This window comes from Streptomyces pristinaespiralis, from assembly GCF_001278075.1.
In the GTDB taxonomy this organism is placed as follows: Bacteria; Actinomycetota; Actinomycetes; order Streptomycetales; family Streptomycetaceae; genus Streptomyces; species Streptomyces pristinaespiralis.
On record NZ_CP011340.1, the window covers coordinates 2855987 to 2879081 of the forward strand.

Sequence of the window (23095 nt, forward strand, 5' to 3'; positions counted from 1 at the left end):
GGTGGCACGGCCCGGCGTCAGCCGAGGATGCCGCGTTCGTACGCCAGGGCCACCGCGGCGGCGCGGTCCTTGGCGCCGAGCTTGCCGAAGACATGGGTGAGGTGGGTCTTCACCGTGGCCTCGCTGATGAACAGTTCGCGCGCGATCGCGCGGTTGGAGGTGCCCTTGGCGACGAGCTCCAGCACCTCCCGCTCGCGCGCCGACAGACCTTCGCTGCCGGGCGCCGCCGGGGCGCGGACGTGCGAGACGAGCCGGGAGGCGACCGCGGGCGACAGGACCGTACGCCCCTGCGCGGCGGCCCGGACCGCCGTGAACAGCTCCTCGCGGGGCGCGTCCTTGAGGAGGTAGCCGGTCGCCCCGGCCTCGATGGCGGGCAGGGTGTCGGAGTCGGTGTCGTACGTGGTGAGGACCAGGACCCGGGACCGGGCGCCGCGTCGGGACAGCTCGGCGATGGCCGCCACTCCCCCGCCGCCGGGCATCCGCAGGTCCATCAGGACCACGTCGGGGTCGAGGCGGGTGGCCAGTTCGACGCCGGCCGTGCCGTCCGCGGCCTCGCCGAGGACCTGGAAGCCTGCCGCGGACTCGAACATCCCGCGCAGGCCGTCCCGTACGACGGGATGGTCGTCGACGACGATCAGGGTGACGGGGCGTTCGTGCGCGGGGTGTTCAGCCATGGCGGACCAACGGTACGCGAGCCGACACCGCCGTGCCCTGGCCCGGCTCCGATTCGACGGCCACGGTTCCGGCGATCCGCTCGGCGCGCGCCCGCATGCCGTCGAGTCCGAAGCCGCCGGAGCCGGATCGCGGCGCGACGGCGAGGGGGTCGAAGCCCCGGCCGTCGTCGCGGACGTCGAGGGTGACCTCGTCGCCCATGTAGGACAGGGTCACACCGGCCCGTGCGGCCCGTGCGTGCCGGGCGGTGTTGGCCAGGGCCTCCTCCGCGATCCGCAGCAGGGTGGCGGCGACCTCGTCGTGCAGGGGCTCCTCGGTTCCGGTGACGGTGAGGCGGGCCCGCACGCCGGTACGCCGCGACCAGTCGGCGACGGTGTTCTTCAGGGCCTCGGGAAGGGTGGCGTGCTCGAGGGCGGCCGGAGCCAGGTTCTGCACGGAGCGGCGGGCCTCGCCGAGGCTGTGGCGGGCGAGCGCGCAGGCCCGCTCCAGGTGTTCGCCGGCGACTTCTGGGTCGGTGGTGGACGTGACGACCTGCAGCTGGGTGATGATGCCGGCCAGGCCCTGGGCGATGGTGTCGTGGATCTCGGCGGCGAGCCGGCGGCGTTCGTCGGCGATGCCCGCCTCGCGGGCCTGGACGAGGAGTTGGGCGTGCAGACCCGCGTTCTCCTCGAGGGCCTGTTCCAGACGGGCGTTGGCGAGCTCCAGCGCCTGGATCGTGGCCAGACGTTCCTTCGCCCGCTCGGCCTCCTGGACGCCGAAGCGGGCGAAGAGCAGGCACAGGGAGGCGTTGAGGACGTAGAGCCCGCCGAAGAGCATCCACTGGAGCCCGGAGGCGGGCGGCAGACCGCCGGCCTGGGAGCCCGCCATGGTCACGGCGGTGGCCAGCAGCCCCGCGTACGCCCGGCGGCCGGGCAGCAGATGGCCGGAGTCGAAGTAGCCGAGGACGGCGTAGATGGAGAAGAGCGGATTCAGCCAGGTGAGGGCGAAGGCGAGAACGGTCCGCAGGGCGTAGTAGATCTGCCCGGCCCGGGCGTACTCCTCCGGGTCGGGCCGGCGCACGCCCCACCACACCTGGAGCGCCAGGACGGCGACGCCGAGCACACCGGCGGCGCGCATCTCCGCGCGGTCCATGAAGTGGCCGGCGCCGGCGCCGGCGATCACGGTCGCGAGACCCAGGAGGGCGTAAGGGCCGTAGCGGTGGAACTGCGCCCAGCGCTCCTCGATCGGTACGGCCGTTCCCGGCCTCAGCACCGCGTCGGACAGCCTCATGCGCCCAGTGTCCCCCACACCGGCCACCATGATCACTCCCAGCGGAACCAGCGGACGGCCGCGGCCGTGAGCAGCACGGCCCACAGCCCCGTGACGCCGAGGTCCGTCCAGGCCGGCCAACTGCCCGCCGCGGCACGGTCGAGGGCCTGCGAGGCCGCGCCCAGCGGCGTGAACTCCACGATGCTCCGGAGTGTGCCGGGCATGGTCTGGACGGGCAGCCACACGCCCGAGGTGAACATGGACGGGAAGAAGATCACCGATCCGACGGCAGTGGCGATCTTCTGGGTGCGCGATACGGCGCAGACCGTGGCGCCCAGCGCCAGTGCGCTCGCCGTCGTCACCACCATGGCGAGCGCGTAGCCGGCGGGCTGCCCCGGCAGGGCGACACCGAAGGCGACGCGGCCGACGGCCAGTGCCAGTACGGCGGACGCGAGCACCGCCGCGCCGTGCAGGACGAGCTGGGCGGAGAGCAGCACGGAGGGACGGACCGGGGTGGCCGACATCCGGCGCAGGATGCCGCGTTCGCGGTAGCCGGCGAGGACGGGCGGCATCGCCTGCAGCCCGGCCATGACCATCGCGAGCAGCACGGCGACCGGGACGTAGAGGTCGATGACGCGACGGCCGCCGATGTCGTCGGACGCCTCCCGGAAGGACGGGATCAGCCCCAGGATCGTCATGAGCAGCGTCGGGAAGAGGAGGATCCAGAACAGCGCTCCGGGTTCCCGGCCGAAGAGGCGGGCCTCGGTCCGCAGCACGGTGGCCCACGCCGGGACGCGTCGGGGCGCCGGGGCCGTGTCGGGGGCGGGGGCGGCGGTGGTCATCAGAGCCTCTCTTCGGTGAGGTCGAGGAACGCGTCGTCCAAGGAGGTCTCGGAGACCCGGAGCTGACGGGCGGTGATGCCGAGCCCGGCCAGCAGGGAGATCACGGCGGTGACCGTCTCGTCGGTGCCGTGGACGACGATCCGGCCGTCGGTGGTGGTGACGGAGGCGACCTGCGGAAGCGCGGCCAGGTCCCGCTCGTCGAGCGGGCCGGAGGGGGTGAAGGAGATGACGGTGGACGCGGTGGACCGGCCGATCAGCCCGGCGGGGGTGTCGAGCGCGGCGACCCTTCCCTTGTCGATGACGGCGATCCGGTCGCAGAGGCGTTGCGCCTCCTCCATGAAGTGGGTGACCAGCAGGACGGTGACGCCGCGGTCCCGCACTTCCTCGATCAGCTGCCAGGTGTCACGGCGGGCACGCGGGTCGAGTCCGGTGGTCAGCTCGTCGAGGACGACCACCCGTGGGTCGCCGATCAGGGCCAGCGCGATGAACAGGCGCTGCTTCTGGCCGCCGGACAGCTTCGCGAACCGGTCGCCGAGCTTGGACACCAGGCCGAGCCGCTCGGCGAGCGGCCGCCAGTCGGCCGGCCGCTCGTAGAAGGACGAGTACAGCTCCAGCGCCTCACGCACCGTGAGCTTGGGCTGGAGCTCGCTCTCCTGGAGCTGCGCGCCGAGCAGCCGGGTGACCTTCTCGTGGTCGGCCACCGGGTCGAGGCCGGCGACCTCGACCGTGCCGGAGTCGGGGGTCCTGAGGCCTTCCACGCATTCGACGGTGGTGGTCTTCCCGGCGCCGTTCGGGCCGAGGATCCCGAAGATCTCTCCCTCCTCGACACCGAAACTCACCCCGTCGACCGCGGGCCTGCCACCGTAGGCCTTGCGCAGGCCGTTCACTCGGACGATCTCCATGGCACGAGACTCCCGCGCGGCCGGTGGCCGGCACATCGCCCATCACGCTCGAGCCGGCATCGGCCGATCGGCTGATACGGGCCTACGACCGGCGGCACCGGCGGCCGCTCCCACCTGGCCCGAGGTGCCCCGGCCGGCGGAAAACCACATGAGCGGTGTCAGTGGTCAACCGTAGGCTCGCACCTGATGCCCACAACACATTCGGATACCCCTGACACCACGGACCGCTCCGCCGTGCGTTCGCTTCAGCGGCTGTGGCCGTACGTGCGCCCCGTCCGTGCACGCCTGTTCAGCGCGGCCTTCGTCGCCATAGTCGCCTCCTGCCTCAGCCTGGTCATCCCGCTGGTGCTGAAGTGGATCGTCGACGGGCCGGTCGCGGCGGGCGATCCGGGCGGGGTGTGGTTCGGGGCCCTGGTCCTGCTGTTGCTGGGTGTCGCGGAGGCGGTGCTAATCGGCTTCCGGCGATGGCTGGTGGCGCGGCCCCTCGCGGGCGTGAAGGCGGCCATGCGGGCGGACCTCTTCCGCCATCTGCAGCGCCTTCCGGTGGCCTTCCACGACCGGTGGGCCTCCGGCCAGTTGCTGTCCCGCGGCACCACGGACCTGATGCTGCTGCGGATGTTCCTGGCGTTCCCGCTGACCTTCCTGCTCGTCAACGCCACCACGATCCTCGTCGGTTTCGTGATCCTGCTGGGGCAGGAGTGGACGCTGGGGCTCGTCCTCCTTGTCCCCGTCCTGCCGCTGGTGGTCGTCTGTTCGCTCTTCGAGGCGCGCTACTCACTGGTGGCGCGGAAGGCGCAGGACCAGGTGGGCGACCTGACGACGGTCGTCGAGGAGAGCGTCCTCGGCATCCGCATCATCAAGGGCTTCGGACGGCACCGCAGCCAGGCGGAGGCGTTCCGGGGACTCTCGGAACGGCTGCGCGGCACCGAACTGGGCAAGGCGCGGCTGCTGGGCAGTGTGTGGGCGCTGATCACGATCATTCCCGAACTGGCCATCGGCGCGGCGCTGGTGCTGGGCACGATCCAGGTCGCCGACGGTTCGCTGTCGGCGGGCACGCTCGTGGCCTTCCTGTCGACGGCCCTGGCACTGCGCTGGCCGGTGGACTCGATCGGTTTCCTGCTGGCCATGAGCCAGGAGGCGGCGACCGCCGCCGACCGCTACTTCGAGGTGATGGACGCCGCGGAGGAACGCGACACGCACGACGGTCCGCGGACCGCGGACGAGGGACACCCGCGGGACGGCGCCGCGGGGGCCCGCCCGGCCGGCGTTCCGGCGAAGACCGGTGGACTGCGGTTCGACGGGGTCGCGTTCCGTTACCCGGACGCGCCCGCGGGAAGTGCCCCGGTCCTTGCCCGGATCGACCTCCATGTGCGGCCCGGCGAGACCATGGCCCTGGTGGGCGGCACGGGCAGCGGCAAGACCACCCTCACGGCGCTGGTGCCGAGGCTGTACGAGCCGACGTCCGGGCGGATCACGCTCGACGGGCAGGACATCACCACCATGCCGCGGATACGGCTGCGCGAGCTGGTGTCGGTGGCGTTCGAGGAACCGACGCTGTTCTCGGCGAGCGTCGCGGAGAACGTCCTGATGGGCGCTCAGGGCGCCGACGACGAGGAGCTGCGCCGCTCGCTGGACATCGCGCAGGCCGGCTTCGTCGACGCGCTGCCGCACGGCGCCGCCACCCAGGTCGGCGAGCAGGGCCTCAGTCTGTCCGGCGGTCAGCGCCAGCGCCTCGCGCTGGCCCGCGCCGTCGTCGGCGGGCCGCGCTTCCTGGTGCTCGACGATCCGCTCTCGGCGCTCGACGTGCACACGGAGGCCCTGGTGGAGGCGGCCCTGCGCCGGGTGCTGGAGGACACCACCGCGCTGGTGGTGGCGCACCGGCCGTCGACGGTGATGCTCGCCGACCGGGTCGCGCTGCTGTCGGGCGGCCGGATCGCCGCAGTCGGCACCCATCACGAACTGCTGCGGACGAACGCCGAGTACGCCTGGCTGATGTCCGGCGCGGAGGGGCCCGACGGCCCGGTCGACCTGATGGACCGGCCCGGTACCGGCGCTCCCGACCGTGGAAGGACACCGAAGGGTCGGACGGACGCGGCCGGGACCGCGCGGACTGAAGGGACGTCACGGTGACGACGGGGTCGACAAAGGGGCCGGCAACGGCGAGCCCGGCAGGGCAGGCAGAGGGCGCGGCGCCCGCGGGCGAGCCGGCGGACAGGCCCGAGGGCGGCCCGGGCACCCCCCTGGCGGCCCGCCCCGCGACCGGACCCGCGGCCGCTGCCGCTCACCTCGACGGCACGGCACCGCCCGGGAAGGGCGAGCCGGCGGGTGACCCGTTCGACCGGGACGCCCTGCCCGCGCCGGCCGGCGCGACCGGCGCCCTGCTGCGCTCCCTCCTCGCGCCCCGCCGGGCCCGGGTCGCCCTCGCGGCGGTTCTGCTGCTCCTCCAGCAGGCGGCCGTCCAGGCGGGACCGCTGCTGGTGGCGTACGCCATCGACCGCGGCGTCCCGGCCTTCCGCGCGCGGGACTACGGCCCGCTGGTCGCCGTCGGCACCGGGTACGCGCTGTGCGCGGTGGCCGCGGGAGCGCTCCAGTACGCCTTCATCCGCGCCTCCGCCCGGGTCAACCAGGACGTGCTCCTCGATCTGCGGGGCCGTATCTTCCGCCACGCCCAGGCGCTGAGCGTCGACTTCCACGAGCGGTACACCTCCGGCCGGCTGATCTCCCGCTCGACGACCGACGTCGAGTCGCTGCGCGAGCTGCTGAGCGAGGGCCTTCAGGAACTCATCGGCGTCGTGCTGGCCTTCGTGTACATCTCGGCGATGCTGCTCTGGCTCGACCTCGGGATCGGCGGCATGGCGGTCGCGTCGTTCGTGCCGCTCTATCTGCTGGTGCGCATCTACCGGCGGCGGGCCAAGTCCGTCTTCATGAACCGCTCGACGGCGATCGCGGCGGTCATCGTGAAGTTCGCGGAGACCATGAACGGCATCCGTCCGGTGCGTGCGTTCCGCCGCGAGCGGGCCAACGACACCGACTTCGGGGTGCTCAACCACCGCCACGAACGCACCAACGGCGACGCCCTGCTGGAGATGGCGCGCTATGTCGTCGGCTCCCGGCTCGTCGCCAACACCGCTGTCGCGGCGATGGTGCTGTGGGGCGCGTACCGGGTGGCGCAGGGCACGCTCGCGCTCGGTGTGCTGGCCGCGGCCGTGCTGTACCTGCGGCGGCTGTACGACCCGATCGACCGGCTCGGGATGTTCCTCAACTCCTACCAGTCGGCGGCCGCCTCACTGGAGAAGATCGCGGGCCTGCTGGCGCAGGAACCGACGGTCCCCGAGGCGCGCGAGCCGCGTGAGCTGCCGGTGCGCGGGGCCGGCACGCCGGGCCGCGAGGTCGTGTTCGAGCAGGTCGGCTTCGCCTACCGCACCGGCGGGGAGGTGCTGCCACGGTTCGACCTGACGATCCCGGCCGGGCAGACCGTCGCGGTCGTCGGCTCGACCGGCGCGGGCAAGTCGACCCTGGCCAAGCTGCTGGCCCGCTTCTACGACCCCACGGAGGGCCGGATCCTGCTCGACGGCACCGACCTGCGGGACCTGGCCGTACCGGACCTGCGCCGGGGGGTGGTGATGGTGACCCAGGAGGCGTTCCTGTTCTCCGGGACGGTCGCGGAGAACATCGCGCTCGGGCGGCCGGAGGCGAGCCGGGCGGACATCGAGCAGGCGGCCAAGGCGATCGGCGCCCATGACTTCATCGAGTCCCTGCCCGACGGCTACGACACCGACGTGCGCAAGCGGGGCGGACGGATCTCCGCCGGCCAGCGGCAGTTGGTTTCCTTCGCGCGGGCCCTGCTCGCCGACCCGGCGGTACTGATCCTCGACGAGGCGACGAGTTCGCTGGACATCCCCGGCGAGCGGGCGGTGCAGCGGGCGATGGACACGGTGCTCGAGGGCCGGACGGCGGTGGTCATCGCACACCGGCTGTCGACGGTCGAGATCGCGGACCGGGTGCTGGTGATGGAGCACGGCCGGATCGTCGAGGACGGCCCGCCCCGTGAACTGATCGGCGGCGAGGGCAGGTTCGCGGGGCTGCACAAGGCCTGGCGGGACAGCGTGGTGGGCTGAGCCGCGACTGCCCGGCGGGCAGGCCCCCGGGCGGGCGTACCGGGCAGCCGGACAGCCCTCGGACGCGCGCCCCCGGGTGGAGCGGCGCGCACTCGCCACGGTCGAGGCGCGGACAGCCCTCGCACGCGGGCCCCGGGACCGCGTGACCTGCCGCCCTGCACCTCCGTGCCGCCCGCCGGCCCCGGTACGGAATGAGCCACGCCACCGGGGCCCGTACGGGACCGCGAACAGCCGCGCCGCTACGCCGCCTTCACAGATGCAGACTTCGCCGTGAACATCCGGTTGCTTTCCGGGTCGGGCCGGGAGGAATGACCGGGCCCGGCCCGGCAACGATCCGCGAAACGTCCGCTCAACGAACATGACCTATCGGGCAACGGACGAATTCCGGCCAACTTCTTGTCGCGCTCCTGACAGAACATGTTCACGGCTGCCAGTCTTCCCCCGATCCACGCACCACAGCTCCGCATGCTCTGCCCGGCCGACCCACCCAGCCGACCGGTACCCCCCTCGCAGAAGGAGTCCGCGTGAGACCCACGCATCGCCGGCGCGCCACCGCGACCGGAGCTCTCATCGCCACCGCCGCCCTTCTCGCGGTCGGCTTCCAGACCGGAACCTCGGCCGCCGCCCAGCCGGCGGCGCCCACCGCCGCCAAGGCGGCCAAGGCCGACCCGGGCGCGCTGCCCAAGAGCCTGTCCCCCGCCCAGCGCGCGGAGCTGATACGCCAGGCGTCCGCCACGACGGCCGCCACCGCGAAGGAACTCGGCCTCACGGCCGAGGAGAAGCTCGTCGTCCGGGACGTCACCCAGGACCGCGACGGCACCACGCACACCCGCTACGAGCGCACCTACGAAGGCCTGCCGGTCCTCGGCGGCGACCTGGTGGTGGCCAAGTCCACGGCGGGTGCGACCGAGGCGGTCACCAAGGCGTCCCGCGCCGCCCTGAAGAACGTCGACACCCGCGCGGCCGTCACGCCGGCCACCGCGGAGAAGCAGGCCCTCGGCGCCGCCAGGGCCGAGGGCTCGAAGGACACCGAGGCCGAGCGGGCGCCCCGCAAGGTCGTCTGGATGGGCACGGGCACCCCGACCCTCGCCTACGAGACCGTGGTCGGCGGTCTCCAGCACGACGGCACCCCGAACGAGCTGCACGTCGTCACCGACGCCGCCACCGGAGAGAAGCTCTTCGAGTGGCAGGCCGTCCACAACGGCACGGGCAACACCCAGTACAGCGGGCAGGTCACCCTCGGCACGGCCCCCTCGTACACGCTCACCGACACCAACCGTGGCAACCACAAGACGTACAACCTCAACCGGGGTACGTCCGGCACGGGCACGCTCTTCTCCGGGCCCGACGACATCTGGGGCAACGGCTCCCCGTCGAACCTGGAGACCGCGGGCGCCGACGCGCACTACGGCGCGGCCCTCACCTGGGACTACTACAAGAACGTGCACGGCCGCAGCGGCATCCGCGGCGACGGCGTCGGCGCGTACTCCCGGGTGCACTACGGCAACAACTACGTCAACGCGTTCTGGCAGGACAGCTGCTTCTGCATGACGTACGGCGACGGCGCGAGCAACAGCAAGCCGCTCACCTCCATCGACGTGGCCGCGCACGAGATGACGCACGGCGTCACCTCCAACACCGCCGGCCTGGTCTACAGCGGCGAGTCGGGCGGCCTCAACGAGGCGACCAGCGACATCTTCGCCGCGGCCGTCGAGTTCCACGCGGCCAACGCGCAGGACGTGGGCGACTACCTCGTCGGCGAGAAGATCGACATCCGCGGCAACGGCACCCCGCTCCGCTACATGGACAAGCCCAGCAAGGACGGCTCGTCCAAGGACTACTGGTACTCGGGCATCGGCAACGTCGACGTCCACTACTCCTCGGGCCCGGCGAACCACTGGTTCTACCTGCTCTCCGAGGGCAGCGGCGCCAAGACGGTCAACGGCGTCAGCTACGACTCCCCGACCTCCGACGGCCTGCCGGTGACCGGCATCGGCCGTGAGAAGGCCGCCCTGATCTGGTACAAGGCGCTCACCACGAAGTTCAACTCCCGCACCGACTACGCGGGCGCCCGCACCGGCACCCTCGCGGTCGCGACGGAGCTGTACGGGGCGACCAGCGCCGAGGTCAAGGCCGTCACCGACGCCTGGGCAGGCATCAACGTCGGCTCCCGCCCCGGAGACGGCGGCGGTGGCGACGGCACGGTCTTCGAGAACACGGCCGACGTGGCCATCCCGGACGCCGGCGCCGCTGTGACGTCGTCCGTCAACGTCACCGGCCGCACGGGCAACGCCCCGTCCGCCCTTCAGGTCGGCGTCGACATCGTGCACACGTGGCGCGGTGACCTGGTCATCGACCTGCTCGCCCCGGACGGCACCGCGTACCGCCTGAAGAACTCGAGCGGTTCGGACTCGGCCGACAACGTCAAGGAGACGTACACGGTCAACGCCTCGAGCGAGGTCGCCAACGGCACTTGGAAGCTGCGGGTGCAGGACGTGGCCCGCTACGACACGGGCTACATCAACAGCTTCAAGCTCACCTTCTGAGGCTGACCGCTCATCCCTGATCCGGGGCGCTGCCCGGGACGCCGCCACGGCTCCCGGGCAGCGCCCTTCCACGTACGGGCTGCCCGCCCCCTGGCCCTTCCCCCGTCGCGGCGGGCGGGAGTTGATCCGCGCCTGCCGAGGGGATGTCTAGGCTGACGGCATGACCACCTCCGCCGGCCCGGCCGACACCGCCACCGCTCCCGTACGGGTCCTGCTCGCCGACGACGAGACCTTGATGCGCGCCGGGGTGCGGGCGATCCTGGCCGCCGATCCGGGCGTCGAGGTGGTCGCGGAAGCGGGCGACGGGCGTCAGGCCGTCGAACTCGCCCTCGGGCACCGGCCGGACGTGGCCCTGCTCGACATCCGGATGCCGCGGCTCGACGGGCTCGCCGCCGCGGAGGAGCTGCGGCGCGTGGCGCCGGGGACGGCGGTGGTCATGCTCACCACCTTCTCCGAGGACGAGTACGTCGAACGCGCCCTGGGCGCCGGGGTGAGCGGGTTCCTGCTGAAGTCCGGTGACCCGAGGGAGCTGATCGCGGGAGTGCGGGCGGCGGCAGAGGGCGCCGCGTGCCTGTCCCCCGAGATCGCGCGTCGTGTGCTCGACCGGCTCGGCGCCGGACGGATGTCGCGGGCGGCCGAGGCCCGGGCGGCGCTGGAGCCGTTGACCGGCCGTGAGCGGGAGGTCGTGGCGCTGGTGGGGGCGGGCCTGTCGAACGCGGAGATCGCGGCGCGGCTGTTCGTGGTGGAGGGCACCGTCAAGGCGCACGTCAGCGCCGTCCTCGCCAGGCTGGAGCTGAGGAACCGGGTGCAGCTGGCGATTCTGGCGTACGAGGCGGGGGTGGTGGCGAACACGCCGTGATCGTCAACTTCGGGTTGACGATATCCGGGCGTCAACCTAAGGTTGTCGCATGACCGATCCTGTGCGTCTCACGCATCCCGTGCGCCTCGACGATCTGATCGAGGCGATCAAGAAGGCCCACTCCCAGCCGCTCGACCAGCTGTCCGACGCGGTCATCGCCGCCGGTCACCTCGGCGACATCGCCGACCACCTCATCGGCCACTTCGTCGACCAGGCCCGCCGCTCCGGCGCCTCATGGACCGAGATCGGCACCTCCATGGGCGTCACCAAGCAGGCGGCCCAGAAGCGCTTCGTGACCAAGGAGTCCGACCAGCCGGCCGACCTCGATCCCGGCCAGGGCTTCAGCCGGTTCACCCCGCGGGCCAGGAACGTCGTCGCGGCGGCGTCCAACGAGGCCCGCGAGGCACGCAACACCCACGTCGGCACCCAGCACCTGACGCTCGGCCTGCTCGCCGAACCGGACGGCCTCGCGGCCAAGGCCCTCGCCGCCCAGGGCGCCGACGCCGGCCGGGTCCGCGCCGCGGTGACGGCCGTGCTCCCGCCGGCCGCCGAAGAACTGCCCGAACTCGCCCCGTACGACGCCCGCGCCCGCAAGGCTCTCGAGCTCACCTTCCGCGAGGCCCTGCGCCTCGGGCACAACTACATCGGCACCGAACACCTCCTGCTGGCGCTGCTGGAGGCGGAGGACGGCAGCGGCCCGCTGTCGGACCTCGGCATCGACAAGGCCGCCGCCGAGCATCATGTGACCGAGGCGCTCGCCGCCGTCACTCCCGCCCGGGGGCAGTGACCGCTCCCCCACTTTCGTCAAAGGCCCCGGGCACGGGGTCTTTGGCAGGGTGAGGGCATGCGCAGAGAGAACACCCGCGAACGCCTCACCGACCTCGCCCTGTGGGTGGTGCTCGGCAGCTGCGTGCTGCTCCGCTCCGACCCGAACGACGGCGGCTCGTGGTGGTGGGTCGGCACCGGCGTCCCCCTGCTCGGCATCGCGGTGCTGCTGTGCCGGTCGTGGCCGCTGGCGTCCCTCGTCGTCGCCGTGACGCTCAGCGCCTGGCAGACACCGGAACTCTTCACCGCCTCGTACGCCCCCGCCATGGCCGCCTTCGGCTACCTCTCCGGCCGGCGCACCGCGACCGCCCGCCCCGCACTGGCCGCCTTCGGCTCCGTCGCGCTCGGCGGACTCGTCCTCGCCCTGGTCCTCGAGGACCTCTGGACCTGGTTCGCCCTGCTCATCACCCTGCTGCTGGTGGTCGTCGTCCCCTGGCTGTTCGGCCGCTACGTCCGCCAGTACGCCCAACTGGTCTCCACGGGCTGGCGGCTGGCCGAGCACATGGAACGCGAACGGGAGACGGCCGCCGACCGCGAACGGCTGCGTGAACGCTCCCGTATCGCCGGGGACATGCACGACTCCCTCGGCCACGACCTGTCACTGATCGCGGTCCGGGCCGCCGCGCTGGAGGTCGACGCGAGCCTCGGCGCGCACCGGCAGCAGGCGGCGCGCGAGCTGCGCCAGGCGGCCGCCGACGCCACGGCCCGGCTGCGCGACATCGTCGGCGTGCTCCGGGAGGACGGGGCGCCGGCGCCGACCTCGCCGAACGGGGAGTCTCCGGCCGCCCTCGTCGAACGGGCCCGGGAGGCGGGCATCGACGTCACCCTGCACGAGGACGCGGCGCAGACCCCGCTGCCGCCGATGACCACCCGGGCGGTCCACCGCGTGGTCCAGGAGTCCCTGACCAACGCGGCCAAACACGCGCCGGGCGCACCGGTGCGGGTGTCCCTGGCGTACGACGGGACCGCCGTCACCGTCACGGTCACGAACGGGCCCGCCACCGGCGCCCCGTCGTCCGCCTCCGGCGGCACGGGCCTGGTCGGTCTCGACGAACGCGTCCGCCTCGCGGGCGGCACCCTGGCCCACGGACCCGACGCCGACGGCTTCACCGTCACCGCCCGGCTCCCGCTGTCGGCGGACGCCGGCCCGGTGCCGCCCGCGCCCACCACGGCCGGTGAACTCCACGACGCCCGGCGGCGGGTGCGCCGCAACCTCCTCCAGGCCGTCACGGTCCCGCTCGCCGCCGGCCTGGCGCTCGCCCTGCTGATCCTGGGCTTCCGTTTCTGGAGCGACTCCCGCACGGTGATGGACCCGGCACGGTACGACGCCCTGCGCGTCGGCGACACCCGCGCCGACGTCCTGCCCCGTCTCCCCCGCCTCTCCCTCGACGGCCGGCCCGCCGGCGTCCAGCCGGAGCCGGCGGGGGCGGGGAGCTGCGAGTACTACCGCGTGGAGAAGTACGAGACGACGCCGGCCTACCGGCTCTGCTTCAAGGACGGCCGCCTGGCGTCGAAGACGGTCGTCACGGACGTGGAGAACGAGGAGGACCGCCCCCGGTGACACCGGGGACGGTCCTCGCCCGTCATGGGACTGCGCCTTCACCGGCCGGCCGGCCAGCCGGAGGCGGCGGCTACTTGATGCCGAGGAGTTGCTCCAGCGGGTCGATGGCGAAGTAGACGAGGAACAGCACCGCGGTGCCCCACAGCAGCCAGTGCACCTCGCGGGCCTTGCCCAGGCACCCCTTGATGACCACGTAGGCGATGAAGCCGGCGCCGATGCCGTTGGTGATGGAGTAGGTGAACGGCATGACGACGATGGTCAGGAAGGCCGGGACGGCGACGTCGTAGCGGTCCCAGTCGATGTGCCTGACCTGGGTCATCATCAGGAATCCGACGGCGACGAGGGCCGGGGCCGCGGCCTGGAGCGGCACGATCGTCAGGACGGGGGCGAGGAAGAGGGCGAGAGCGAAGAGACCGCCGGTGATGAGGTTGGCGAAACCGGTACGCGCACCTTCACCGACACCGGCGGCGGACTCGATGTACGTCGTGGCGGACGAGGAGGAGGCGGCGCCGCCCGCGACGGCGGCGGCACCGTCGATGAGGAGAACGCGGCCCAGGCCGGGGACCTGGCCCCGCTCGTCGAGGAGTCCGGCTTCTGCGGTGACACCGACGACGGTGCCCATGGTGTCGAAGAAGTCGGACAGGACCAGGGTGAAGACGAGCAGGACCACGGTCAGCACGCTGACCTGCCCGAACGAGCCGAAGAGGTCGAAATTGCCCAGCAGGGCGAAGTCGGGCGCGGCGAACGGCTTGTCGGGCAGCGAGGGCGAGGTCAGGCCCCAGGACTTGATGTCCGCCAACTCGTTGACGATGACGGCGACGACGGTCATCGCGACGATGCTGATGAGAATGGCGCCCCTGACCTTGCGCGCGAGGAGCACGATCGTCAGGAGCACGCCGAGGCAGAAGACGAGCATGGGCCAGCCGGTCAGCGCACCCGTGCCGAGCTGCACCGGCACGGTGGTGTTCGCCGCGTCCGGGATACGGGTGACGAACCCGGCGTCCACGAAGCCGATGAACGCGATGAACAGGCCGATGCCGACGCTGATCGCTTGTTTCAGGGGTTGCGGGATGGCGTGCATGACGGCCTCGCGCAGACCGGTCACCACCAGCACGCAGATCAGCAGGCCTTCCAGCACGATGAGGCCCATCGCGTCGTCCCAGCCCATCAACGGGGCGACCTGGAAGGCGACGACGGCGTTGATGCCGAGGCCCGCGGCCAGGGCGAGCGGCAGATTGCCGCCCACGCCCATGATCACGGTCATGACCGCGGCCACCAGCGCCGTGACGGTGGCCAGTTGCCCGGCGTCCAGCTGCTCGCCGAACTTGTCCTTGGCGCTGCTCAGGATGATCGGGTTGAGCACGAGGATGTACGCCATCGTGAAGAACGTGGCGAACCCGCCGCGTATCTCGCGGCCGTATGTCGAGCCACGTTCGGTGATGCGGAAGAACCGGTCGAGCGGGCCACCTGTTCCGGTGGGCGGCGCGTCGGCCGGGCTGGTCGCGCTGTTCTGCATGACGGCGTCTCCTGGGCCTACAGAGGGGAGAGAGAAGGATGTCGGGGCCGCGGGGAAAGAGCGTCGACACCTACTGTGCGAACACACATACGGCACCTCGCGAGCGGATCATACGTGGCGTGAGGCAGTGCACAACCAGCCCGTCGCGAACCGGAATTGGCACGTCGAAGACGCCTGTGTGTTCCTACGAAATCCCCGACGACCTATCCCGCATAACGGGATGCAGGCGACAGTGGCCATGGAGTAGCGGCGAGTAACTGCCTACTGTCGCACCGTGCATCCACCCCTCCCCTTCAACGCGCGCGCCGCCCGCACCCTGCGCGAGAAACTCGGGATGGCCCACGGCCACGTCGCCTACGGCATGCGCGCCTCCTACGGCATGACCCACATCACCCCCGACCACGTCGCGGCGTGGGAACGCGGCACGGCCCTGCCCTCCGCGGACGAACTCACCGCCCTGGCCGGCGCCCTGTGGTGCGCACCCGGTGAACTCATGGGCCACGCCCGTACGCTGCGCGAACACCGCCTCGCCCGCGGGCTTCCCGTGGAGGACGTCGCACGGGCCACGGGCCTGACGCTCGACGCCTACCACCACATGGAGGAGACCGGCCTGTGGACGGGCGACAAGCGCCAGTCCGCCGCTCTGGGCAGCGTTCTCGGCCTTCCCCCACGCGATTTCATCGCCATCACGGGACTCGAGAACGAGTTGGCACGCCTCCTCACCGAGGCCGTCTCCACCCGCTGGCAGGCCCACGTCCGCGCCATCGCCAAGCTCGTCGCCATCGACCGCCGCGCCCTGCAGGACCCCCTGCGCACCATGCAGCAGGACTACCAGACCCTCCTGGCGGCCACCCTCAGCCGGGCCGGCGGCAGCACGGCCTCCGGCGAGGACGGCCGGCGCTACCTGGACGAGATCGTCGACCACTTCTGGTCCTTGCTCCAGGACCACTGAGCGGGGCCGCCGCCCGGCTGCCGTCCCGGCCGCGCGGAGAAGTACGAGACCGCGCCGGCCTGCCGGGCTCTGCTTCACGAGCGGCCGTCTCGCGGCGAAGACGGTCCTCGCGGCCATGGGGAACGAGAAGGACCGCCCCTGGTGACACCAGGGACGGTCCTCGGTACTGCTCGACGGTTCACGTGCGCTGCGCGCCCGGGTGGCGGTCAGTCCCCGGTGATCAGGGAATAGTCGGGCACCGATTCCGTGCCTTTGACGTACCGCTCACCCGTCGGCGGGACCGGAGCACGCGTCGGCATCAGCCCGTGCAGACAGGCATCGCACCAGAAGGCGGCTGTGCCGTCCTCGTCGTCCTGGTTCCGCACGACGAAGAGCAGTCGCAGTGACCTTGCGCCGCAGTGCGGGCAGGCCACGGTCCGGCCACGGGAAGCGTCTTCGTAGACCGTCCGGTAGGCGCGGTACCAGTCGTCAAGGTCTGTCACTGCAGCCCCTTTCCGATGTTCTCCCACCAGAAGTCCTCGAAGCCCTGGGCAGCCTCCTCCCAGGCGTTACCCGCATCGTACGTCTTGGGGTATCCCATCCCTCCGCGGATCTGGTCCACATGGAAGCGCTCGTGCGCCAGAGTGCGGGCCAGCTGCTGCTCGTTACGGAAGGCGTCCCGTGTCAACGTGATGCTCTGGTCCGGCGCCGTCGAGCCGTAGTAGCCCATCTTGGACTTGTCGATCTTGATCGTGACGTCCGAGATGTTGATGTCGTACTTGGCCGCGATCTCGCACACGCAGTCCATGGTCATCGGCAGCTTCTTGCCGCCGCCTCCACCGGAAGCCGTCTGGCGGAGCAGACCGCCTTCGTCGTCGGCTTCTTTGGACTTCTTCAGCGCGGCGGCTGCCTTCTTCTTCGCCGCCGCGAGCGCGTCCTTCGCCTTGGACAGCCCGTCCGCCGCCTTGTCGACGGCCTTGTTGGCCTTCCACAGGTCCTTGACGCCACCGATCAGATCGCCGACCAGGTTGACCACTCGCTTGGCGAGCTTGGCGCCCTTCGCCCAGTTCCACGGGGCGCCGTACTTGGCGAGGATCTTGCCGGCGAGGCCACCGGCGAAGCTGCCCGCGATGTTGAGCAGCGTCTCGCCGCAGGCGCCCATGTCCCCGCTGGAGACACAGTCGAGAGCGGCGTCCACGCCCAGGATGTCCCGGGCGATCTTGACGAGCGCCTTGCCCGCGGACTTGATCCGCTGCTTGGCGGCCGACTGCTGCTCCTGGGCGCCGGCCAGGACGTTCGAGGCCCCGTCGACGTTGTTCTGAGCGTCCTTGACCGGGTCCTTCTTGCCGCCGGAGACCGGGAGTCCGCCGCGGCACTCGATGAGACCCTGCATGCACTCCGGGATGGCCATGCCGCTGGGGTCGGCGTGGGTGACCGGGGTGTTGTTGGCGTAGGCGTAGCCGTTGATCTGCTGCGGCTGCTTGTAGTCGATGATCGGGTCCACCGAGATGAACTTGCCGATCACCGCGTCGTACTCGCGCGCCCCCAGATGCGTCAGCCCGGTCGACTTGTCGATCGTGCCGCCGACGTAGCCCTTCTCTCCCGGCCAGGTTCCGGTCGCCTCGCCGCGCTCTACGCCGAAGGGATCGAAGCGTCGCTGAGCGAGCGAGCCTGTCGTGGCGTCGATGGCGAGTTCGCCCGTCCCGTGGTGGTCGGAGGCGATGAACGAGACCTTGCCGCTGTCCGTGCGCACCGCCACCGTCCGACCGGCGTGGGAGTAGTAGCGGGTGGCCTCCTCCTTGCTGCCGTCGGCGGAGAGCTTCAGCTCCGTACCGGGCAGGTAGACGGTGGTGCCCGTGGAGTCCTTGCGCTGGACCCGGTTGCCGCGGCTGTCGTACAGGTAGGTCGTGCCGGATCCGTCGGCCGCCGTCGCCCTGGCCAGCTTGCCCTCGTCCGTCCATTCCAGGACTTGGGCCTCACCATCGATGGTGCGCTTGGTGGTGTTGCCGCTGTCGTCGTACTCGTAGGCCGACTGGCGGGTGCCGGTCGGGGCGTTCTCGACGACCTTGGTCAGCTGGTGGGGGCCGTCACCCAGTTGGCCGGCCCCACCGTAGGTGTAGGTGCGGGTGACGTTCTTCGCCGGGTCGAGACCGTTGTCGTGCACGGTCTCTGACGTCCGGTTGCCGATAGCGTCCGTGGCGTACGACTTCCAGTACGGAGCAGGACCGCCCAGCGGCGTCGCGCCCGGTGCCGCCTGGCATGCCGTGGGTCCGGAGCCCTCGACGGGGGCCGACGAGCCGATCGTGCCTCCGCCCGAACCGGCGGCCACGGTCGACGCCGGTGTCCACGCGTCGGCAAGGCGCTTGCGAGAGTCGTAGGCGAAGCACTGGACATCGGGCGAGGCGGCGTTCGCCGTGTCCGCGATGGACAGCACGTTGCCCGCCTGGTCGTAGGAGTAATTCGCCTCCTTGGCCGGGGCGGACGCACCGTAGACGTCCACCACCATGCGCTTCAGCCGGTCGGTGCCGGTCTCGTAGTGGAAGGTCTGCCAGGTCTTCTTGCCACCTGTGTTCAGCTCGAACTGCTGGACCAGACTCTTGTTGGAGTACACGGTGCTGGTGACGTACGGCGTCGTGCCCGTGAGCGTCGTGGGGCGCTGAAGGTCGTCATAGCCGTTGACGAGCACTTCGGCCGGAAGGCCACCCGCCGCAGGCACACCCGTCGACTGCAGGGTGCCGTCCCGGTTGTACGCAGAGGTGAACGTGTAGGTGCCGGCCAGGTCTCCCTGCGACGCCGGAACCACGTAGTCCGTCCTCAAAGGACGGTAGAAGTCGTCCCATGTCTGAGTGATGGCTGCGAAGTACTCGGTCGACGACGTGTAGCTGATGTCGGCCCAGGCCTGCCCGAGCCTTCCCGCCTTGTCGTAGCGGGTCTCCGTGAGTTTGGTGCCCGTGTTCGCCTCACCGCGCCAGGTGGACAACGGCCGGCCGAGCTTGTCGTAGACGGTCGACATCTTCTTGCCGCGGCCGTCCGTCGCCGAGACCGGCCGGTCAAGGCCGTCGTACACCGTGGTCGACGTCCCCGCGTCCGGGTCCACACTCTTCGTCTTGCGGCCCAGCAGGTCGTACTCGTACCGCCACACGTTGCCCTTGGCGTCGGTGACGGTCTCCAGCTCGTTCTTCGGGGTGAAGGTGTACTTGGTGACGTCGTAGCCGGACAGCGGGTTCGGGGAGTCGCCCCGGTAGTGCCAGATCTCCTTGGTGTTGCCCTTGGCGTCGGTGATCGACGTCGTGGGGACACCGCCCTGCGGCGGGTCGACCGTGGTGCGCTCGCCGTCGTAGGTGGTGGTGGTGCGCCACTGCTCGACGCCGGAGACCGCCATGATCTGCGCGGTCGGGCGGCCGAGGCCGTCGTACCGCATCAGGGACTGCTGGCCGACCTCCCCGTTGCGGACGATCAGCAGTTCGTCGGAAGCCGCACCCGCCGCGTTGTAGGTGGCGTTGGTCTGCTTGACCTTGCCCGTGCCGTCGTAGAACGAGTCGGCGACCATGCGCGTGCCGCCCGGACCTTCGGTCTGGAGCTGGCGCGGCCGCAGCAGGCTGTCGTACAGCTGGTACTCGGACCCGTAGGAGCCGTCGTTCTCGATCTTCTCGGTCCGGATCGCGGTGACCTTGTCCCGGCGGACGTTGTACGAGTACTTGATGCTCGGCGTCTGGGACTTGGCGCGGTCCGGGAGCCAGACCGAGGTCAGGCGGCCCAGGCCGTCGTAGGCGAGGTCCGTGCGCTTGCCGTTGGGGTCGGTCTGGCCGGCCGACATGCCCCATGCCGGGACGTAGTCGGTGGTCGTGACGTGGCCGAGCGCGTTGGTGTTCTTCGCCTGCGAGATCAGGCCGTTGACGTCCGTGTACGCCGTCTTGGTCTCGGCGCCGGACGCGTCCTTCTGCGACAGCGGGCGGCCGAAGGCGTCGTACGTGGTGGTGCCGGTGACCTGGTAGGTGCCGGTGGTGCCGTTGTGCGAGGTCAGGCGCTCGGTCGTGGTGGCGAGACCCCTGGTGGGGGCCGCTCCGAAGGCCAGGCCGTCGTACGAGGTGCGCTCGTCGGCGTGGACCTGGGTCCGGCGGTCCGGTGTGACCGAGCACTTCACGCCCACCGACTCGCTGCGCGAGGGCAGCGTGAGGAGGTTGGCGGCCGTGTTGTCGGCGTACCAGGTGCGGGTGCAGGTGTCGTCGGACGGCGTGGAGACGTCACCCTGGTCGTCGACCTCGGTCACCCGGCCGGTGCCGTTCACGGTGTCGTACTTCGTGACGGACCTGGACTCCAGCCACGTCCCGCCGGACCGCAGCTCGAAACCGCGTTCCGTCTCCGTGCGCACGATCGACGCGTGGGTGGTGCCCCAGCTGCGCGTCTGCGTGGCGGTGTTCACCTTCCACGGGGTGCCGATGACCTTGGAGACGACCTTGTCGCCGTCCCAGGTCTGTGCCTCCAGCTGGTGGCCGGTGAACTCCTCGGAGTCGGTCCACTCGGCGCCGGTGGAGTCCTTGACCTTGACGGAGCGGGTGCCGCCGTCCGGGTCCTTGTCCCCGTCCATGCCCTGGAGGTACGTGTAGTCGATCCGCGTGGTCTGCTTGTCGGCGCTGCCGGAGGTGACGGTGACCTTGCCGTAGCCCTGCCAGCCGCCCCAGGTGAGGTACTTGTCCTCGGTGATGCCGTCCGGCTTCGCCTTCCGCCAGGCCGCGTCACCGTTGTAGTCGTAGCGGGTGACGAGGGAGTCGCCGCCGCCGGTGCGGTCGGTCTCGACGATCTCGGCGACGACGTACTTGTGGAACCAGTCCGTGATCGGCTCGATGGTCCCCGGCGGGGCCCACTTGACCGGGTAGCAGCGCTTCACCGACGCGCCCGGCCTGGGCAGCGTCTCCTTGGTGCACTCGGTCGGCGCGTAGTTGACGTCGAGCTGGGCGCCGGTCTCGCTGAGGACGGCCGCGAGGCGGTAGCGGTGGAACGGGGCGATGTTGTCGCCGATCGCGTCGACGCGGTTGGCGAGCTGCTCCCCGTAGAGCTCCAGCGCGGGCAGCTTCGCCGCCGTGCCGACGCGTCCCTCGTGCTCCAGCTTGGAGAGCCAGAGGGTCTTGGAGTCGTCACCGTTGTCCGTGAACAGGTGGGTGAAGGTCCACGCGTCCACGTCCTGGTACTCGGTGGCGCTCTTGCGCATCTGCGTGGTGATGCCCGTCAGCCGCTTGGTGGTCCAGAACGTCTGGCCGACGGTGCACTTTGTGTCCGCCTTGCACTCCTGGTCGACGGGCGTGTCGGGCCAGTGCGCGGCGTTCGTCTTCGTGCGCTTGGACTCCGCGCAGTCGAACTCGGCGGTGGGCAGGCAGCGCTCGGCGGTGTCGAAGACGACCCGGGCCGGGGCCTTGGCGGCGTAGACCTGGCCGTCGCGCTGGCCGTAGTCGATCCGCTTCAGGTAGCCGCCGCGGTGGTACGCGGTGCCGTTGACGTCCGTCTTGCCATTGAGGGCGTAGTGGTTCGTCTCGGGCGCGTAGAAGTAGGACATCACGTTGCCGTGGGTGTCCTTGACATGGTCCAGGCTCCAGCGCCAGGCCTGCTTGCAGTGCGCGCTGGTGAACGTGGCGTTGTAGCAGGGCTCCCCGGAGTCGTCGCCGAAGACGGGGACCGTCCAGGCGGAGCCGGTGGTCTCGTTGCCCGTGGCCCAGCCGGGCAGGCGGTTGAGCCCGAACCAGTACTGGGTGCCGTCGGCGGTGGTGACCTTCCAGTGCTCGCCGTCGTTGTCGCCGTTCGTCGCACCGGTCAGCTTCTCGACCTTGGTGCCGTCGTCGGACGAGAACTTCCAGTCCCCGGTCTTGTCGTCCTTGATCAGCTCGCTGGAGTTGCCGTTGAGCATGATCGAGGCGTTGTCGAACGCCCAGCACTGCTCACCGGAGGCCGAGTGGCCGTCGTCGGCACACGGCTTGTAGCGGCGCTCGATGTAACCGGCGTCGTAGGAGAAGCCCTCACCGATCCAGGAGCCCTGGTTGTTGGTCGCGGCGGTGCGGCCGTCGGCCGACTGGGACGAGTAGCCGAGACCGACCGTCGGGGAGAGGCCACCCGGCGTGGGCACCGTCCGCATCGGGTAGTTCCAGCTGAATCCGCCGGAGGAGTTGGCGACGCTCCAGCTGGCCGACGGGGCGAGCGAGGTCGCCTTGTAGGAGCCCTGCGCCGAGGACGGCCCGGCCGCGAGCGCCACGAGCGACGTGCCCTCGACGGCCATGGCCGACGGGCCGGACTCCGGCGCGGGGGCCGCGGTCACGGAGGCGGAGACCGTGCGGTCCTCGGGGTCGTTGACGGTGGGCAGCGGCTTCGGCAGCTCGGGGCACGCCTTGCTGCCGGGCGTCGCGACGGCCGCGCAGGCGGGCAGCCGCACCAGGTGCAGACGGGAGGCGTAGGAGCCGCCGTAGCCCTCGGCGAAGGAGGAGTAGTCGACGGTCAGCCGGACCGGGGCCTCCTTCGCCTGTCCGTCGGCCCGTTCGACGCGGAGCAGCGCGCCGGCGCCGAGCGCCGCGGCCCGCTCGGCCGGCAGCACGTCGACCTTCACCTCGGCGGGCGCGGCCGGGCCGGAGGCGCTGCCGGCCCGTGCCGACTTCGCCGGCTTCGCCGGTTCCGCGGTGACGGCGACCGGCAGGCCGCCGACCGTCGTCTCCTTCGGCGCCGCGGAGGTCACGGCGACCTCCGCGCTGCCGCCGCCCGGCCAGACCGCCTTGTCGAGCGCCGTGACCGCGGACTTCCTCGCGGGGTCGGCCGGACGGGGCGCGGCCTTGGCGTTCCTGCCCTCGACGGGATCGCCGAAGTCCTGCACACCGGGTCTGCCCCGGCCCTGTTCCTCCAGGGTGAGCGGCATCGCCTGGACCGTACTGCCGGTCAGGGCGACGACCACCCCCAGGGCGGTCGCTGCGAGCAGCCGCCCGGGTATGCGCCGGTCTAGCAACCGGCCACGAAATGGCATCACGTGTCTCCGCACGTCGATAAGGGACGGATGGGGGCGGGCGGACGCCCCGGCCTCGGCGGCCGCGGCGTTCGCCCG

General features: G+C 71.4%; 14 protein-coding genes. 7 read left to right on the plus strand and 7 right to left on the minus strand.

Features of this window, described 5'->3' with window-relative positions:
• Window positions 1-17 precede the first annotated feature (17 nt).
• Genes SPRI_RS11860 through SPRI_RS11875 form a run of 4 tightly spaced genes read right to left on the minus strand, consistent with a single transcriptional unit; the run spans window position 18 to window position 3700 of the window.
• Window positions 18-674 carry a response regulator gene (locus SPRI_RS11860; RefSeq protein ID WP_005311660.1) on the minus strand — a complete coding sequence of 219 codons (657 nt, stop codon included), beginning with the start codon at window positions 672-674 and terminating at the stop codon, window positions 18-20.
• A complete protein-coding gene (locus tag SPRI_RS11865; RefSeq protein WP_050791710.1) occupies window positions 667-1941 on the minus strand; it encodes a sensor histidine kinase in 1275 nt (424 codons plus the stop codon). The genes SPRI_RS11860 and SPRI_RS11865 overlap by 8 nt, the downstream gene beginning before the upstream one ends.
• A 32-nt stretch (window positions 1942-1973) precedes the next feature.
• Window positions 1974-2762: an ABC transporter permease gene (locus SPRI_RS11870; protein ID WP_005311663.1), complete on the minus strand. Its 789-nt coding sequence runs from the start codon at window positions 2760-2762 to the stop codon at window positions 1974-1976.
• Entirely contained in the window at window positions 2762-3700 is a 939-nt protein-coding gene (locus SPRI_RS11875; RefSeq protein ID WP_005311665.1) for an ABC transporter ATP-binding protein, read from the minus strand. Before SPRI_RS11875 ends, SPRI_RS11870 begins: the two co-directional genes overlap by 1 nt.
• Window positions 3701-3850: 150 nt before the next feature.
• Here SPRI_RS11875 and SPRI_RS11880 point away from each other — a divergent pair, with 150 nt between their 5' ends.
• From SPRI_RS11880 to SPRI_RS11905, 6 genes are all read left to right on the plus strand, one after another.
• Complete coding sequence (locus SPRI_RS11880) at window positions 3851-5794, plus strand: ABC transporter ATP-binding protein (RefSeq protein WP_053556911.1); 1944 nt, start codon at window positions 3851-3853, stop codon at window positions 5792-5794.
• 110 nt (window positions 5795-5904) lie between these two features.
• Complete coding sequence (locus SPRI_RS11885) at window positions 5905-7782, plus strand: ABC transporter ATP-binding protein (RefSeq protein ID WP_053557728.1); 1878 nt, start codon at window positions 5905-5907, stop codon at window positions 7780-7782.
• 524 nt (window positions 7783-8306) lie between these two features.
• Window positions 8307-10328, plus strand: coding sequence for a M4 family metallopeptidase (locus SPRI_RS11890; protein WP_037773712.1), 2022 nt, complete (start codon window positions 8307-8309; stop codon window positions 10326-10328).
• Between the two features lie 160 nt (window positions 10329-10488).
• Complete coding sequence (locus SPRI_RS11895) at window positions 10489-11187, plus strand: response regulator (RefSeq protein WP_005311671.1); 699 nt, start codon at window positions 10489-10491, stop codon at window positions 11185-11187.
• Window positions 11188-11236: 49 nt separating this feature from the next.
• Window positions 11237-11974, plus strand: a complete 738-nt coding sequence (locus SPRI_RS11900) for a Clp protease N-terminal domain-containing protein (RefSeq protein WP_005311673.1) — start codon at window positions 11237-11239, stop codon at window positions 11972-11974.
• A 57-nt stretch (window positions 11975-12031) separates the two neighbouring features.
• On the plus strand, window positions 12032-13573 hold the full coding sequence (locus SPRI_RS11905; RefSeq protein WP_053556912.1) for a sensor histidine kinase: 1542 nt from the start codon (window positions 12032-12034) through the stop codon (window positions 13571-13573).
• 70 nt (window positions 13574-13643) lie between these two features.
• Here the strand turns inward: SPRI_RS11905 and SPRI_RS11910 are convergent, their stop codons facing one another.
• A complete protein-coding gene (locus tag SPRI_RS11910; RefSeq protein WP_005311677.1) occupies window positions 13644-15089 on the minus strand; it encodes an NCS2 family permease in 1446 nt (481 codons plus the stop codon).
• Between the two features lie 274 nt (window positions 15090-15363).
• Between SPRI_RS11910 and SPRI_RS11915 the strand changes: the two genes are divergently transcribed.
• Window positions 15364-16041 carry a helix-turn-helix transcriptional regulator gene (locus SPRI_RS11915; RefSeq protein ID WP_005311679.1) on the plus strand — a complete coding sequence of 226 codons (678 nt, stop codon included), beginning with the start codon at window positions 15364-15366 and terminating at the stop codon, window positions 16039-16041.
• Window positions 16042-16247: 206 nt separating this feature from the next.
• On the opposite strand, the gene SPRI_RS11920 is transcribed toward SPRI_RS11915, so the two are convergent.
• Both SPRI_RS11920 and SPRI_RS11925 read right to left on the minus strand, forming a co-directional pair.
• A complete protein-coding gene (locus SPRI_RS11920; RefSeq protein ID WP_050791477.1) occupies window positions 16248-16523 on the minus strand; it encodes a hypothetical protein in 276 nt (91 codons plus the stop codon).
• Entirely contained in the window at window positions 16520-23017 is a 6498-nt protein-coding gene (locus SPRI_RS11925) for an RHS repeat-associated core domain-containing protein (protein ID WP_238996217.1), read from the minus strand. The genes SPRI_RS11920 and SPRI_RS11925 overlap by 4 nt, the downstream gene beginning before the upstream one ends.
• Window positions 23018-23095 lie beyond the last annotated feature (78 nt).

Bases quoted from the DNA above. Each gene is read 5' to 3' on its own strand.
- SPRI_RS11905 (WP_053556912.1), top strand. From the start codon at position 12,032: ATGCGCAGAGAGAACACCCGCGAACGCCTCACCGACCTCGCCCTGTGG.
- SPRI_RS11925 (WP_238996217.1), bottom strand. From the start codon at position 23,017: ATGCCATTTCGTGGCCGGTTGCTAGACCGGCGCATACCCGGGCGGCTG.
- SPRI_RS11895 (WP_005311671.1), top strand. From the start codon at position 10,489: ATGACCACCTCCGCCGGCCCGGCCGACACCGCCACCGCTCCCGTACGG.
- SPRI_RS11880 (WP_053556911.1), top strand. From the start codon at position 3,851: ATGCCCACAACACATTCGGATACCCCTGACACCACGGACCGCTCCGCC.
- SPRI_RS11910 (WP_005311677.1), bottom strand. From the start codon at position 15,089: ATGCAGAACAGCGCGACCAGCCCGGCCGACGCGCCGCCCACCGGAACA.
- SPRI_RS11860 (WP_005311660.1), bottom strand. From the start codon at position 674: ATGGCTGAACACCCCGCGCACGAACGCCCCGTCACCCTGATCGTCGTC.
- SPRI_RS11875 (WP_005311665.1), bottom strand. From the start codon at position 3,700: ATGTGCCGGCCACCGGCCGCGCGGGAGTCTCGTGCCATGGAGATCGTC.
- SPRI_RS11900 (WP_005311673.1), top strand. From the start codon at position 11,237: ATGACCGATCCTGTGCGTCTCACGCATCCCGTGCGCCTCGACGATCTG.
- SPRI_RS11865 (WP_050791710.1), bottom strand. From the start codon at position 1,941: ATGAGGCTGTCCGACGCGGTGCTGAGGCCGGGAACGGCCGTACCGATC.
- SPRI_RS11870 (WP_005311663.1), bottom strand. From the start codon at position 2,762: ATGACCACCGCCGCCCCCGCCCCCGACACGGCCCCGGCGCCCCGACGC.